Source organism: Microvirga pakistanensis, assembly GCF_004458765.1.
GTDB classification, from domain to species: Bacteria; Pseudomonadota; Alphaproteobacteria; order Rhizobiales; family Beijerinckiaceae; genus Microvirga; species Microvirga pakistanensis.
In genome coordinates, this window is record NZ_SPJX01000300.1 from 1 (window position 1) to 15,613 (window position 15,613).

A 15,613-nucleotide genomic window follows, 5' to 3' on the forward strand; every position below is an offset into this window, starting at 1 on the left:
GCCCGAGCCCAAGCCTTGATGACTTGGGCCGAAATGGTAGGCCTTGCTGCCTTCTGACGAGCTGATCTGAGGGAGCTCTCTAATGTCATCCCGTTAACCTGACGGTGCCCTCATGGCTGCACAGACTATCTGTAAGCCTAAGGTCGTGACGGCTTTCGGGCCATCGACGGCCGAAGACGCCTTCTCGTTATTCGGCCAGGTAGCCCCTGGAGCCGACGTTTGGATTGGGAATGGCACCGCCGCCAACAGCGCTCTCAGCGCAATACGGCGTACGACCTTCAGGATAGATGCAATCCCCACTCGCGTCGCCTTTCGTGCGACGCTCGCAGAGCAGGAGCTCGTAGCTTAGGACGACCGCCCTCGAACGCGATGCTGCTCCACGTCGCCAGCATCCGCATCCATCCAGCTTCGCCGCTTTTTCCCCTGCCGATTGGGCTTCGCGCGTCTGTTCCGCCGGGACTTCCCATCGGGTCTCCTGTGTTGGGACACAGAGCTGACGGCGAGTTTCTCCTCGATTCTCCCATTGAGGTTTGCCCGGAGCTCCACGACCGTCTCAATGTCCTCGAACACGTCCGGATAACGCTGAGCCAGCCAGAGCCAAGTAGTGGCGATCTTCACCCGAGCTTCCAGTTTCAAGAGGTCGGTGTTGACCCGAAATCCAGCGCTTGGACGCGCCTGTCGCGCGCATGCTGCCGCGCCCAGTCGAGCAGAAGTTCGACCGCCATTTGCTCCCGTCCATCGACGGGCGCCATTGAGTACGAAAGGCGGTCGAGGATCGGCAGATCCACGGTGTCGAGGACCGTGGCCAGTTCGATCAGCTCCTCCATGTCAGCCATGCGAAGATCCGGATGGCCGACAACCAGGGTGTCGTTCAGGTGCCGGAGAACACGACCGAGCCGGTCGGTCTGCAGTACTTCGCTGGCGGACAAAACCGTCTCCTGGTTGGGGCGGACATAGGCCTTGCCCCGCAGCTTGCCCGCATCGCCCTTCAGGGCGTTTCCGATGATAGTCTCGATCTGCGCATAAGCCCCCGCTTCCGGCAGGGCCGTCACAAGTCCTTCGTCATGGTGACCGAAGCGCCCTGCCCGGCCGGCGATCTGCTTGATCTCCATGGCCGTGAGCTGCCGCTCGCGCACGCCATCGAACTTGCGCAGGGTGGAGAATACGACACGACGTAACGGACCGATGTTCAGGCCCATGCCAATGGCATCGGTCGCCACGAGGATTTCAGCCTCGCCATTGCGGAAGCGCGCCGCCTCGGCCCTGCGGACCTCCGGTCCAAGGGCGCCATAGACGGCCGCGACCGTGCGCCCGGCCTGCACCAGTTGCGCCCGAAGATCGTGAACATTCTTGCGGGTGAACGCCACGACCGCGTCGCCGCGGGAGAGCTTCTCGAGATTGGCCGGGACGCCTTCGACGCGCAGCTTGCCCTTGCGCTTCAGGATCTTCAACTCCAGCGGTTCACCGGTCATTGCGAGCAGGTGTTCGACCAGCGGGATCGCCTCCGGTGCGCCGGTCAGAACCACCAAGCGCGCGGGAGCTCCGATCATGGCCTGAGTCCAGGCCCAGCCCCTGCTGGGATCGCCCAGCATCTGGACCTCATCGATCACGCAGACGTCAACCACCCTGTGCAGATCCAGCGTCTCGATGGTGCGAGCGATATGGGTCACGCCCTCGGGCAGGACACGCTCTTCGCCTGTCACCATGCCGGCGGCCATCCCCTCCTCGCTCATGCGCTCGTAGTGCTCCAGCGCGAGAAGCCGCAAAGGGGATAGGATCTCGGCCGTCTCGGCCTCCCCGGCGAGTTTGAGAGCCTCATAGGTCTTGCCCGAATTGGTCGGTCCGGCCAGGAAGAGGAACCGGCGGTTTAGAGAGCGAGCCACGGGAAAGATTGCGGCATAGCGCTCATAACCGGAGGCCTCGCGGATCTGCGCCTCGCGTAGGTGCCGGAGCCGTCGGGCGGCCACCTTGGAGCGGAGATCACCGAGCTTCTGCCGAAGCTTGCGTCCGGCGCCGGCTGGGCCGCCCTTCTCCGAAGCAGGAATCCGGTCGAGCTTCTCGACCGCAGCCTGGATGCCGCCCAGGATGGCCTGGCGCTCTCCGGCGTCTTCATAAGCGGCAAGGTAGGTCTCAAGCTCATCGCGCCAGCTTGCCAGCTCCGTCTCGCAGACAGCGAAGGTGGCATCGCGCAGCTCGATCAGCCTCGCCTTGAGGGCATCGGATGCAGCGGTAATCTCGGCCCGCTCAACATGGGCAGGATTCAGAACAACGGCTGCAACGTCCAGGGGCTCGGCGAAGGCGAACTCAATGATGATGTCCGTGAAGCCGCTATCAGGCAGGATCTGCATCGGCCGGCTGAACACCGCACGGTATCCGGCAAAGACGCGCTCCGGCTTCCAGCGGCCGCTTTCGATCTTGCGGATATCCTCCGCCACATAGATGCCCGTGTCCTTCCGGACAGGCGCGAGGATGCTCTGCCGCCGCCGGTGGGCCGCGTCGTCGATCGGCTGAACAGTCGGGGTAACGGCTCCCGTAGGATTGGAGCCCGCATGCTTCCCGGCATCGCCATTCTCGTCCTGCTCTCGCCATCCCGGGATCTCGGCCGCCAGCCTTGCAACGGTTTCAGCGTCGAACATGGGAGCTTCAACAGTGCGCCCACGCTTCTGGAACGTGCGGTACTCGGCAACCGGGATCAGCCCCGCCTCGATCCAGCGCTCGCATTCGGCCGCACTGGCAAGCAGGATTCCCGGCAGGTGATTGATGCCGACGAGAGCTTTTGATCTTTTGGACATTCACAATTCCGTATGGCAGAGCACGTTTGTCGTTTCCCGAGACGCGTTCAACGGGCGCCTTCGACCGCAGCATCGGCCATACGCCGGAGTTCGGCTCTGGAAGAGCGCAGTTGTTTTCAGCGAGGAAGTATCGAGCGCTGGCGCCGGCAACTTTCGGAAACGTTCCTGACTATCTATGGCTTGCGTGGTTTAGGTAATGAGATGTCAGATTCTCCCTGACTGATATGTCGATGAGGGCCTTCAATATCAAGGGATCCATCCTCTATGTCGAACGTCTCTTGCAGCACACGGCCGATCCAGACATCGGGCCAAACTGATGAGTAGCGGAGGTCGGTGCGAAGGTCCGCTCATCCCAGTGATGCGGAAGTAAGGCTAAGGTCAGCCTCGTGCCATCAGGGGTCATATATGAGCAGTATGGGCGGTCCGGATGGACGGGCCATTCTTCTGAAAGCACACTCCTCAACCGAGGCGTTCGAACAAACGTTGATGAGAACCACAGCAGCCCACCTTCCAGCGGGCTCCCGCTCTTTGGATGGCAGCCGCCCCGGCCATTCGACGTTGCCTTGCTCGGCATATGAGGGAGAGGGCCATGAACCTGACCACAAGGCTGCGCCATCGGCTTGATAGCGGCCATCCTGTTCGCGTCGCACTGATCGGCGCCAGCAAATTCGGCTCCATGTTCCTCGCCCAGGTTCCGTCTATTGAGGGACTAGAGGTCGCGATGATTGCTGATCTTAATCCCGACCGCGCGCGTGAGGCTTGCCGAACCGTTGGCTGGGATGAGGTCAGGATCACGCGCACCCGGTTCTCAGCGGATGGGCTGGAGGCCTGTCATGCTGGCGACATCGAGGTGGTGATCGAGGCAACCGGCCACCCGGAAGCCGGAATTAGGCATGCTCTGGCTGCCATTGAGGCCGCCAAGCACATCGTGATGGTCAATGTAGAGGCCGATGCGCTGGCAGGACCGTTGCTGGCCGTGACGGCTCGCGAGCGTGGCGTTGTCTACTCCATGGCCTACGGCGACCAGCCGGCACTTGTCGCCGAAATGGTCGACTGGGCTCGCGCAGCAGGCTTTACGGTCGCGGCGGCTGGCGATCCGGCTCACCTCGTTCACGGCTGGGCCGACCACCGTGAAGTCAAGGCGATCCTGGCTGCCGAGCCAGTATTCATGACAATCCCTCATGATCGCGAATCTGCCGGCTTTCATCACCGCTGGCAGATTGGTCATTTATATCCGCACGCAGATCAAGAGGTGCCTCCTTTCTCGTCTATTTTGCCGGAGAGGGCTGAGGTCCCGCCGGCTCGGCGCGCTTTACCGGACGCTTCCTGGACGCCGCCAGAACGATGCTCCTCAGCGTTACATAGAAAACAGGCGTGAGGAACAGGCCGAACAGGGTCACGCCCAGCATGCCGGCGAACACGGCCGTGCCTAGGGCCTGTCTCATCTCGGCTCCGGGTCCGGAGGCGATCACCAGCGGCAGCACTCCGAGGATGAAGGCGAAGGCCGTCATCAGGATCGGGCGCAGCCTCATACGGCATGCCTCCACCACCGCCTCCAGCGGCGTCTTGCCCCCGAATTCGGCCTGCCTAGCGAACTCGACGATCAGGATCGCGTTCTTCGCCGCGAGGCCGACGAGCACCACAAGCCCGATCTGCGTCAGGATGTTGTTGTCCTGCCCCCGGATCATCACCCCTATCAGCGCGGACAGCACGCCCATGGGAACGATCAGGATGATGGCGATGGGCAGAGACCAGCTTTCGTACTGCGCGGCCAGAACAAGAAACACGAAGAGCACGGACAGCGCGAAGATGAACACCGCCGTATTGCCAGTCTGCCGCTCCTGGAACGCCAACTCGGTCCACTCGAACCCCATTCCGGGGGAGAGACGCTGGCGGACGAGCTCTTCCATAGCGTCAAGCGCCGCTCCCGAAGATACCCCAGGCGCCGCGTCTCCCTGCAGCGCCACCGAGGTGAACATGTTGTAGCGCTGGACCAGATCCGGCCCTGACACCTCTCGCATCTCCACGAGGGTACCCATCGGCACAAGCGCGCCTGTAGACGAACGGACGCGCAGCCGATTGATGTCCTCCTGGTCGATCCGGAAGCGCTGGTCGGCCTGGGCGCGCACCTGATAGACGCGGCCGAAGGCATTGAAGTCGTTTACATACGCCGTTCCGAGATTGATCCGCAGCGTCTCGAAGATATTCGGGATCGGCACGTTGAGGATGCTGGCCTTCTGGCGGTCGATCTCGAGATAGACCTGAGGCGAATTCGCCGAGAACGTCGTGAAGACACCGGCGAGGTTCGGGTTCTGCCGCGCCTGCCCCATCAGCTGGTAGGCGGTTGCCAGGATCCCGCGCACGTCATCGCCAGTTCGGTTCTGAAGTTGAACCTTGAAACCGCCCGAATTGCCGAGGCCGCGAACGGGCGGTGGCGGAATGGCGATGATGAAGGCCTCCTCGATCTGCTGCATGCGGCCGAAGAGGTCGCCGATGATCTTGTCAGCCGAATGCCCAGCGGCGATCCGCTCCTCGAAGGGCCTGAAACGGGCAAAGATGGCCGCAGCATTGGTCGCATTGGTGAACGTCGCGCCCGAAAACCCGGCAAAAGCCACTGCATCGAGGACACCGGGAGTCCCCTGCATGATCCTCGACGCCCGCTGCACCACCGCATCAGTACGAGACAGCGAAGATCCATCAGGCAGTTGCACGACCACGATGGCATAGCCCTGATCCAGGGTCGGAATGAAGCCGCGCGGGACATGATTGACGATCCAGACGGTCCCGGCGAGCAGGCCGGCATAGATCGGCAGCATGATAAGCTTGTGCCGCGCAACCAATCCCACCGCTCGCGCATAGCCATGGGAGCTCGCATCGAAACCGCGGTTGAAGCCATTGGCCACGGCGGCTCCCGCCCTTAGAAGTGGGTTCTTGGGGGGTTCGTGGCTATGCGGCTTCAGAAGCCAGGCGGCCAGTGCCGGCGACAGGGTCAGCGAGTTGAACGCCGAGATCACGGTCGAGACGGCGATCGTCAAGGCGAATTGCCGGTAGAATTGGCCGGTGATGCCAGGGATGAAGGCTGTCGGCACGAAGACCGCCACGAGAACCAGAGCGATGGCCACGAGCGCGGTGCCCACCTCGTCCATGGTGACATGGGCGGCGTCCCGCGGCGTCATGCCAAGCGCGATGTTGCGCTCCACGTTCTCCACCACCACGATGGCATCGTCGACAACGATGCCGATGGCCAGCACCATGCCGAACAGGGTGAGCGTGTTGAGCGAGAAGCCCAAGGCGGCCATGATCGCAAAGGTGCCGACGAGTGATACGGGAATCGCCACGATGGGAATGATCGCCGAGCGCCAGCTCTGCAGAAAGACGATCACCACCAGCACCACTAAGGCGGTGGCCTCGAAGAGGGTCTTGTAGACCTCGTTCACACTCTCGGCGATGAACTCCGTGGGATTGTAGACGATCTCATAGGCAATCCCGGGTGGGAAATTGGCCTTGAGCTGTTCCATGGTCTGGATGATCTGGTCCGACGCGGCCAGCGCGTTGGTACCAGGCCGTTGGAAAATCGCGAGCGCGACCGCCGGCTTGCCGTTGAGATAGGAGTTCGTCACATAGTCCTGGGCGCCGAGTTCGATGCGGGCCACATCCTGCAACCGCACAAGACGCCCATCCCGCGCCTGGACGATAATCTGCCGGAACTGGCGTGGATCCTCGAAGCGGCCCTGGGTGGTGACCGTCAGCTGGAACGCTGCATCCGTAGGTGTCGGCTCCTGCCCTAGAGCTCCGCCTGATACCTGAACATTCTGCTCCTGGATGGCGCGCACCACCTCGCTCGAGGTCATGCCATAGGAGGCCAGCTTCTCCGGATCCAGCCAGATGCGCAGGGAATATTGCCGCTCGCCGAAGATGATAAGGTCGCCGACCCCATCAAGCCGCAGCAGGATGTCACGAACATAGTTGCGGGCATAGTTCGAGACATAGAGCTGGTCGTAGGAATTGTCCGGCGAGAGCATGTGCACGACCATCATCAGGTCGGGCGAGCTCTTGAGTGTCGTGACACCTAGACGTCTGACCTCCTCCGGCAGACGCGGGGTTGCAATGGCGACACGGTTCTGGACGAGCACTTGGGCCTTGTCGAGATCCGTACCTAGCTTGAAAGTGATCGTCAGCGACATGGAGCCGTCGCCTGTGGAATAGGAGGACATGTACAGCATGTCCTCGACACCGTTGACCTGCTGCTCCAGCGGAGTGGCAACGGTGGCAGCCACCGTCTGTGCATCGGCGCCTGGATAGCTCGCTCTGACCACGACTGTCGGCGGCGTGATGTCCGGATATTGAGCTGCGGGCAAAGTGGTGTAAGCAATGCCGCCGATGATGAGGAACAGAGCCGAAAGGACAGTGGCGAAGATCGGACGGTCGACGAAGAAATGGGCAAAGCGCATCGGTGCGCCCTCCTCACATGAGATCAGCTACCGTTCCGCTCCCGAGTCAATGGGAGCGTCGTCATCTGCGGTGTGATGGGCGCTCCGGGCCGAACCCGTACAAGACCGTTCACGACCAGTGTCTCGTTGCCCGTCAACCCATCGCGAATGACCCGGTAGCCATCGATTCTGGGACCGATGCGCACGGGCTTGAGATTGACCACATTGTTCTCGCCAACCACGTAGACCACGCGCCGGTCCTGATCGCTGCCGATGGCTTCGTCGGGCAGGAGGATGCCCTGGTAAGGGTCCGAAGCCCCAACCGTGACACGGCCGAACAATCCAGGGGTGAGGAACAGATCTTTGTTTTCGAACACGGCCCGCAGGCGAATCGTGCCGCTGGCCGGATCGAGACGGTTGTCGACGAAGTCCAGATAGCCCTTGCGCTGCCCCAGACGTTCATCCGTCAGGGTGAGAAGAACTTCGTTCATCTCGCCATTGACGGAGGTCTTCGTTCCGCCTTGGGTCTGGCGCGAATAGGCGAGATACGAGCGCTCATCCACATCAAAGTAAAACTGAATTGGATCGAGCGAAAGCACGTTCGTCAGGATGGTCTGGTTCGCATTGATCAGATTACCCTCGGAGACGAACTTGCGCGAGATCCTGCCGGACAGGGGCGATCGCACCTGGGTGAACTCGACATCGAGTTGCGCTTGCCGCAAGGCCGCCTGCGCCCGATCCAACTCGGCCCTAGAGGTCAGGAAGGCCTGCCGTCGCTGATCGAAAAGCTGGTCGGGGATGTTACCGGTGCGGCGCAACTGCTCGGCCCGATCCAAGTCGCTTTGTGCAAATTCAAGCCGCACCTGGGCCGATGTCACGGCAGACTGGGCCTGCTCGAGGGCGTTTTGGTAGGGCCGCGGATCAATGGTGAAGAGCAGATCGCCCGCCTTGACGAAGGATCCATCCTGGAAATGGACCTTATCGAGATACCCTGAGACCCGCGCCCGGATATCAACCTGATCAATGGCCTCGAAGCGACCGATAAAGTCGGTCCGCTCAATAATATCCTTCACGACTGGTTTCGCGACGGTCACGGGCGGCGCCTGCGACGGCCCGGGCTGCGCGACACCGGGGCCACCAGTTGCGGCCCATAGACTCGCACACAAAATGAACATAGGTCGGAGAACGCGCATGCGGAGCCTCCTAATCGGCATCGTTGATCAAACGTGATGGTACGTTTTGACGCTTGGCCCTTGTAAACTCTTACACACTGCTCTGATATTTTGTTCGACTAAGGACCAAGGCCAGGCACATAACGGTTTTGTATAGCCTAGCGGGTCCGGTCCTCCTTGCGTTGGAAAAATAAGTCGTTTCTGGGCCTCAATTGTACTTGGTTCATCATAAGGAGCAATCCGGCACCAGTCACCGGCTCGATCAGCCAAGCTTCGAGACGTAATCCGAGACAGCAACTGAAGAGGAGCATCGCCACGTCCTCCACCATCCAGTCCAGGCATCGCAGCAGGTGACGGGGCACCACCCCCGGCTAAGGAAAGCTCTTGGAGCTTGCGCACCCTGAAAAATCACACTTTGGTGACAATGGTCGGCTTTCCGCGATGACCCGGACCGAGCCCTGTCGCTCGGCCAGTGCCATGGCTGGGCATAAGAGCCCGGCCGAGGAACACGGGAGCTCGACCGAGCTTGCCTTGAGCATCATGGGTTCCGTTTCACCTGCCCTTCTCTGTAGAACAGCATTCCACCGTGATGAAGCACACCGTCGATGAACTCACCATCGGCCGTAAATCCCGTATCATCCCAGTAGTAGATTTTATTTCCGCGGATCTCGTAGCGGCCCTGATAAGCGCTCCTGCGGCTGGCTCGCGCCTCATCGTAACGGCTGTTCGGGAGCAGCTCCTGACGGATCTGACCGTCCTTCGTGACCCACATGCCGATATAGGAGTGATCTGCCATCTCTGTCGCGTCCTTATATTGAGGTTGATTGTTGCCGGTAGGCCGCCTGAGTGCCGACGGCGCACCCGCTGTTACGGCAGCGAGGACAAGGGGAAGTATGCTCTTTGGCATCTCGAGCCCTCCTTGCTTCAGTGAGGACTTGCAGTCGGGCGGACGATGATCTCGCTCACGTCCACCTCCGGGGGCTGCTCGACTGCATAGCGAATCGCTCGACCAATGGCGTCCGGATCGATTGCAGTCCTGCGGTACTCCCTCATGGCGTCTCGCGCACTCTCGTCCGAGATCGTCTCTGCGAGCTCGCTTGTGACCACGCCAGGCGAGATCACCGTAACCCGCAGCCGGTCCGTCTCTTGCCGAAGACCATCCGAGATCGCCCACACGGCGTATTTGGTTGCGCAATAGACCGCAGCGGTTGGCGAAACCCGGTGCGCTCCGATCGAGGCAACATTGATGATGTGGCCGGAGCCTTGGGTCCCCATGATAGGCAGCACAGCGGCAATGCCGTTGAGAACACCCTTGATGTTCACGTCCACCATCTGGTCCCACTCATTGACTTTAAGGGCGTTGAGAGGTGAGAGAGGCATGACGCCCGCATTGTTGACGATCACGTCGATGCGTCCGAACTCCTCGAGCGTCGCTGTTACGACAGCCGCGAAATCATCCCGCGAAGTCACGTCGAGCCGGTGTGCCTTCGCGATGCCGCCGGACGCCTTGATACGGCTGACCAGGTTTTGCAGACGGTCTGTCCGGCGAGCCCCCACGACCACTGCGTGGCCAGCTTTGGACAGCTCTAGGGCCGCCGCTTCACCGATCCCGCTGGAAGCCCCGGTGATCAGAACGATCTTCATCTCAGGCATGGATCTCTCCTTTTACTAAGAATCAGCGCTCAGACCTTTAAGCTGGGTGGTCTGAAGCACATGGGCGAAAGATAGTTCGCTCAAGCCGCGCAATCGACTTGCCAATCGCGACTGCGGTGATAAGATTTTGTCACCAATGAACACTGATCTTGCGGGCATCACAGTCTTTGTGGCGGTCGCGGAAGCGCGCAGCTTCCGGGCGGCAAGCGAGCGCTTGGATGTAACCCGCTCCGCCGTCAGCCAGGCTATCCGACGGCTTGAGGAGCGGATGGGTGTTGCCCTGATTCAGCGTACGACCCGCAGCCTCCATCTCACCGAGGCTGGGGAGAGGCTCTATCAGTCGGTGCGACCGGCGCTCGATGATCTCGGTGCGGCAATGGAAGCCGTAGGCGAAATGCGTGGTCGGCCGAGCGGCATGCTGCGTATAACGGTCTCTTCTATTGCCGAGAGGTTCCTGAGCGGGTCCCTGCTGGCAGGATTCCTTGCTGCCTACCCTGACATCCGGCTCGATATCACTGTCACCGACGAGGAGTTCGATATTGTGGCCGAGGGCTTCGACGCAGGCGTTAGGCTCGGAGAGGTGATCGAGCAGGATATGATCGCCATCCCGGTATCGGACGAGCAGCGTCAGATAGTTGTAGGCTCCCCTGATTATGTGGCACAGCGTGGCGTACCTACTCATCCAAGGGATCTTTCAGCATATCACTGCATCGGCTGGCGTCCGAACCCCCAGGTTGCCCCATACCGGTGGGAGTTTACCCAGGACGGACACGACTTCGACGTGGCGGTGAATCCTCGTGTGACCACCAACGATATGAGGGTGATGGTCCGCCTAGCCTGCACAGGAGCAGGCCTGACTTTCGGCATGGAAGAGACCTTCCGCCCTTACATCACCCGCTCTGAACTCGTCCCGCTTCTAGAAGAGTTCTGCCCGCCATTCCCTGGCTTCTATCTCTACTATCCAACCCGCAGGAATGTGCCGCTCAAAATGCGTGTCCTCATCGACTACCTGCATCAAAGGCGGCGGGAGGCATAATTCAACGGCATAGGCTATGGGCTGAACTATCTCATCGACAACGAGCACGCCATCATTGTCGATGTCGAGCCCACGCCGGGACGCACCTTCGACGAGGTGCGATCCACCGCAACCACGCTGGAGCGCACCCGGGCCCGGTTTGGTCTTACGCCCAAGAGGCTCGCGGCTGACACGGCCTACGGAACAGGCAAGTTTCTGGACTGGCTGGTTGGCCAGGAGATTGAGCCGCACATCCCAGTCTGGGACAAGGGCAGCCGTGACGACGGCACGTTCGGCTGCTCCGACTTCACCTTCGATCCCGACTTGGACCAGTACACCTGTCCGGCAGGCAAGATCCTGAGACAGTTCCGGCGCAACTACACGGTGGCGCGCACCGACAGCGCTCATGACGGCATTCGCAAGTACCGCGCCTCGCAAAAGGACTGCCAGACATGCGAGCTCAAGGCGCAGTGCTGCCCCAACATGGCTTCGCGCAACATGTTGCGCAGCGTCCATGAAGAGGCGCGCGATCAGGCGCGTCAGTTAGCTGGAACACCGCAGTTCGTGACCTCCCGCAACGAACGCAAGAAGGTTGAAATGCTCTTTACCCACCTCAAGACCACCCTGCGGTTCGAGCGCATGCGCCTGCGGGGACTGTCGGGCGCCAGCGACGAGTTCCATCTCGCCGCCATGGTGCAGAACTTGCGCCGCATGGCTCGGCTGACCGCGGCAGCGGCCGCCTGAGAAAGGAGGCGGGCTGAGGCTCGCAGCCTCGGGTTCCAGTTCCCTCCACCTGGCCGTTCAGAAGCGGGAGCCAGGCACTGAGCGGCTCAACCGGCGGAGTTTTTCAACGGCATCGGTCAGGAACCGAGCTTCCCTGCGCTTTCGGAACATCCGCTTCGATGAGGAATGCCGTCTCCCGAGCTCAGGTCTCGGGTGTGCCATTAGACGACCTTCGTGGATGCGTTTGGGTCGACCACTGCCTACTGCAGCGAGGCCCCAGGTAACAGAAGCGAGCTTGCTCTCACCTTGCCCCGTTCCCGCTCACGCTAGCCAAAGCGCGCCAGAACCTGCGTTTCATTCAGGTTACACGATCGAGGACAGGGCGCTGGGCCCGTGCGACAGGACGGTCGAAAGGAGTCCGAGGCCCCGCTACAGCACGCTCTGGTTCTGGGCCGCGCCGAGGGAGACGCGGATCGCCTCAGGCGCGGATCCGACCGCAAAAGCCTCGCTCGGCACGAGGGCAAGCCCCGACTGACGCGCGTAGACGTTGAGGTCGGCCCGGCGCTAGCGTTCCGGCAGGGTCAGCCACAGGTGATGGCCCTCCGGGTGAGCCTCGACCTCGAAGCCGTGCAGGATCCGACGTGCGATGGCCTGTCGGGCGGCGCTCTCCTCGCGGATCGCCGCAGTGATGGCGTCGAGCGTGCCATCGAGGATCCACTTCGAGGCCAGGGCCGCCATGAGGGGCGGCATCATCAGGGACATGGCGCGGATCTCCGCCGCGAGCCGCAGGGTGCAAGACAGGCTCGGCGTGACCACGTAAGCCGTGCGCAGGGCGGGCGTCACGCATTTCGACAGCGTGGCGATGTGCCAGGTGAGGTCGGGCGCGAGAGCCGCGATCGGCACTGGGACCTGCCGGGGCAGTGCGCCGTAGGCATCGTCCTCGATGATCGCGACGGCATGGCGGCGCGCCGGCACCGTTGCATTAACCTTGGCGGTACAACGAGGGATGGTTCGTCAAGGAGCCGCCCCGATGCCTCTGTTCAAGCGCCGCCGTTTTCCTGTTGGAATCATCCTGCTGTGCGTGCGCTGGTACTGCAAGTGCGGGATCAGCTATCGCGATCTGGCCGAGATGATGCAAGAGCGAGGCACCAATGTGAACCCATCCACGATCTTCCGCTGGGTTCAGCGTTATGCGCCAGAAATCGAGAAGAGGGTCCGCAGCTTCCAGGGATCCCGTTCCGGGTCATGGTGCGTGGACGAGACCTATGTACGAGTTGGCGGATGCTGGCGGTACTTGTTTCGAGCGGTCGATAAGCACGAGCAGCTGATCGCCTCCGTGCTATCCGAGCGGCGTGATGCTGGGGCGGCTTATCGCTTCCTGCGCAAAGCCTTGAAGGCAGTGAGTATCCGAAGGCAATTCGGCGCTTGCAGAATGAAGGGTTGCTGTCGAAAGACGTCGAGCATCGGACGTCAAAGTACTTAAACAACATCATCGAGGCGGATCACGGCGCGATCAAGCGGATGATCCGGCCGGCTCGCGGGTTCCAGCGAATGAAGACCGCGTCTACGACCCTGAAGGGGTTCGAGATCATGCGAATGGTCCGCCGAGGTCACTGCATGCTGAGGCATGCGGGCGTGCTAGATGTAATTCGTATGGTGAACAACTTGTTCGGTCTTGCCGCATGAGGAAGACGCATCGGTAGGCTCATTATGGCCTATAGCAATTAATGCAACAGAGCCTTTCCTGAGGGGGCATTCACCTCCTCATGAAAGCGCGGATTCATGGCCTTGGAAGGCGTCGATCATCAGGGCGCCTCTTGCCACGGTGACGGCGTATGCAGAGGCTCCTTTGTATCGCGAAAGCAAAAACTAATACCGGACCATGCCTGCATCGACGTTGATCGTCTGGCCCGTCATCCAGCGCGCGTCATCCGAGGCGAGAAAGGACACGACGTCGGCGATGTGCTCGGGCTGTCCTTTGCCTTTCACAGCCTGCAGCATTTCAACGAACTCGAAAGCGTTATTGTGCGGGCTCACCTTGACGCCGTCGCTCTCGATAAGCCCGGGCGTGACTGCATTGGCCGTGATCCCATACTGACCCAGCTCCGTGGCCAGCGCGCGGGTGAAGCCGATGACGCCGCCCTTCGCGGCCACGTAGGCAGCCATATTCGGCGTTCCGGCAAAGAAGGTGTTGGAGGCGATCGAGATGACCCGACCGGCTTTTTTCTTTGCCCGCATCTGGTCCGTCGCCGCACGGGTGACGATGAAGGTCCCGGTCAGGTTGACGTCGATGATCTTGCGCCAGTGCTCGAGGTCGACGTCGTCCCAAGCCACAAAAGGCACGATCGAGGCGTTGTTGACGAGAATATCGACGCCCCCCGTCCTCTCATCGATCTTCGTGAACATGGAGGCGACGGCATCCGGGTCCGAAATGTCAGCCGTGATCGCGAACGCGCCCTTGCCGATCGCCTCGGCCGCCTTCGTTGCACCGTCCGCGTTCATGTCGCTCACGACGACGGTCGCGCCGTCTGTCGCCAGCCGGTCGGCAATCGCCTTGCCGATGCCCTGCGCAGCGCCTGTGACCAGTGCCGTTCGTCCTGACAGTCTTCCGCTCATCTTCCGTCTCCTCTTTCTCGAACTGATTCATCCGACTGCGTCGATCTCGGCCATGGCAGCCCCGACGCCGGCGCCTGGGTCAGCCTTGAAGCCTATCGCGTTTAGGGCCCCTGCGAGGGCCGCCAGCGCGGTGACCGCATAGATCGGCTGGGCGGTCGGGCCCATGTGCCCAATGCGGGTCAACCTGCCGAGCGTCTCGCCGCGACCCGACGAGAATACGACGCCGTAACGGGCACGCACCTCATGTCGCAACTTCGCCTCATCGATGCCTTCCGGCGTCCGAAACGCGGTGGTCGTGGGCGAGGCGATCGCTTCGCGCGCCGCCCAGAGCTCGAGACCCATGGCCCGGATGCCGGCTCGAGTGGCCTTTGCAGTCAATGCATGCCGCGCCCAGACCGCTTCCGGTCCTTCGGCGAGATAGAGGTCGAGTGCCACATCAAGCCCGTTCATCTCGGCGACCGATGGGGTGAATGGGAATGGCTCGGTACGCGACCATGCTGTTTCCCAGTCCAGGATGGACAGCATCGAGGCACGCGGCGCAGCTGGATTCGCCTTCATCTTCGCCCAAGCTCGGTCGCTGATGCCGGCCATCGTGAGACCGGGCGGCGCACCAAGGCACTTGTTCGGCCCTGTGATGTAGATGTCTGCCCGGCATTCATCCGGGTGGGTCTTCATCCCGCCGAAGGATGAAACGGCGTCGACGATCAGGTAGGCGCCGTGTTCTGCCACCACCGCGCCGATCTCGTCGATCGGGTTGATCGTGCCCGAGGGGGTATCGTGATGGCAAACGCAGACCACCGTGACTTCGGGATGGCGCGCCAGCATGTCGCGAACTGCTTGCGGATCGATCGCCTCGTTGTAGGCGGTCTCGATCTCCAACAGGTTCAGGGAATAGCGCTTCGCCCAATACCCGAAGCCCTTGCCGTAAACGCCTGAGGCGAGATTGAGCACGGTGTCGTCCGGCGTGATCAGAGAAGCCGCCGCCGCCTCGAGACCCAGCACCGGCTCACCATGCAGGATGACGGGCCGGGTCGAGAGACGCATCGCCTCCTGCGCCTTCTCCACCACCTTCTCGTAGAAAGCCTGGAAAGCCGGGTCATAATCGTAGAGAACCGTGCGACCGAGGCCGCGCAGCACGTCCGGATAGGCGTTGACCGGCCCGGAGGTCAGGGTGATGACGGGCTCTGCATCGTCGGGATAGCGCATGACACG

The 15,613-nt window shown here is 61.6% G+C and carries 11 protein-coding genes and 2 pseudogenes; 4 read left to right on the top strand and 9 right to left on the bottom strand.

Annotated elements, in window-relative coordinates; all coding sequences use genetic code 11:
• Positions 1 to 345: 345 nt before the first annotated feature.
• On the bottom strand, positions 346 to 618 hold the full coding sequence (locus E4K09_RS31090; RefSeq protein ID WP_166802365.1) for an SUV3 domain-containing protein: 273 nt from the start codon (positions 616 to 618) through the stop codon (positions 346 to 348).
• Positions 619 to 632: 14 nt separating this feature from the next.
• The gene (locus E4K09_RS16530) at positions 633 to 2,792 is read right to left on the bottom strand and encodes a helicase-related protein (protein WP_134498888.1); all 2,160 of its coding nucleotides are present in this window, start codon (positions 2,790 to 2,792) and stop codon (positions 633 to 635) included.
• Between the two features lie 589 nt (positions 2,793 to 3,381).
• Here E4K09_RS16530 and E4K09_RS16535 point away from each other — a divergent pair.
• Positions 3,382 to 3,885, top strand: a pseudogene (locus E4K09_RS16535) (Gfo/Idh/MocA family oxidoreductase); the annotation flags it as partial.
• A gap of 175 nt (positions 3,886 to 4,060) precedes the next feature.
• Here the strand turns inward: E4K09_RS16535 and E4K09_RS16540 are convergent.
• The 4 genes from E4K09_RS16540 to E4K09_RS16555 form a co-directional block, all read right to left on the bottom strand.
• Positions 4,061 to 7,243, bottom strand: a complete 3,183-nt coding sequence (locus E4K09_RS16540; protein ID WP_134498890.1) for an efflux RND transporter permease subunit — start codon at positions 7,241 to 7,243, stop codon at positions 4,061 to 4,063.
• A 23-nt stretch (positions 7,244 to 7,266) separates the two neighbouring features.
• Positions 7,267 to 8,415, bottom strand: coding sequence for an efflux RND transporter periplasmic adaptor subunit (locus tag E4K09_RS16545; RefSeq protein WP_134498892.1), 1,149 nt, complete (start codon positions 8,413 to 8,415; stop codon positions 7,267 to 7,269).
• A gap of 517 nt (positions 8,416 to 8,932) precedes the next feature.
• Positions 8,933 to 9,301 (bottom strand): Atu4866 domain-containing protein, encoded by a 369-nt coding sequence (locus tag E4K09_RS16550; RefSeq protein ID WP_134498894.1) that lies wholly within the window; start codon positions 9,299 to 9,301, stop codon positions 8,933 to 8,935.
• A gap of 17 nt (positions 9,302 to 9,318) precedes the next feature.
• Positions 9,319 to 10,047, bottom strand: coding sequence for an SDR family oxidoreductase (locus tag E4K09_RS16555; protein WP_134498896.1), 729 nt, complete (start codon positions 10,045 to 10,047; stop codon positions 9,319 to 9,321).
• Positions 10,048 to 10,183: 136 nt separating this feature from the next.
• Between E4K09_RS16555 and E4K09_RS16560 the strand changes: the two genes are divergently transcribed.
• Entirely contained in the window at positions 10,184 to 11,083 is a 900-nt protein-coding gene (locus E4K09_RS16560; RefSeq protein WP_134498898.1) for a LysR family transcriptional regulator, read from the top strand.
• A gap of 21 nt (positions 11,084 to 11,104) precedes the next feature.
• Positions 11,105 to 11,806, top strand: a complete 702-nt coding sequence (locus E4K09_RS16565) for a transposase (RefSeq protein ID WP_280177470.1) — start codon at positions 11,105 to 11,107, stop codon at positions 11,804 to 11,806.
• A gap of 543 nt (positions 11,807 to 12,349) precedes the next feature.
• On the opposite strand, the gene E4K09_RS16570 is transcribed toward E4K09_RS16565, so the two are convergent.
• Positions 12,350 to 12,760 carry an aminotransferase-like domain-containing protein gene (locus E4K09_RS16570; protein WP_134498903.1) on the bottom strand — a complete coding sequence of 137 codons (411 nt, stop codon included), beginning with the start codon at positions 12,758 to 12,760 and terminating at the stop codon, positions 12,350 to 12,352.
• Between the two features lie 55 nt (positions 12,761 to 12,815).
• Between E4K09_RS16570 and E4K09_RS16575 the strand changes: the two are divergent.
• Positions 12,816 to 13,471, top strand: a pseudogene (locus E4K09_RS16575) (IS6 family transposase).
• A gap of 183 nt (positions 13,472 to 13,654) precedes the next feature.
• Here E4K09_RS16575 and pldH read toward each other — a convergent pair.
• Both pldH and ppaT read right to left on the bottom strand, forming a co-directional pair.
• Positions 13,655 to 14,401, bottom strand: a complete 747-nt coding sequence (gene pldH / locus E4K09_RS16580; RefSeq protein ID WP_134498905.1) for a pyridoxal 4-dehydrogenase, SDR-type — start codon at positions 14,399 to 14,401, stop codon at positions 13,655 to 13,657.
• Positions 14,402 to 14,428: 27 nt separating this feature from the next.
• Positions 14,429 to 15,607: a pyridoxamine--pyruvate transaminase gene (ppaT, locus tag E4K09_RS16585; RefSeq protein WP_134498907.1), complete on the bottom strand. Its 1,179-nt coding sequence runs from the start codon at positions 15,605 to 15,607 to the stop codon at positions 14,429 to 14,431.
• Between the last annotated feature and the right edge of the window lie 6 nt (positions 15,608 to 15,613).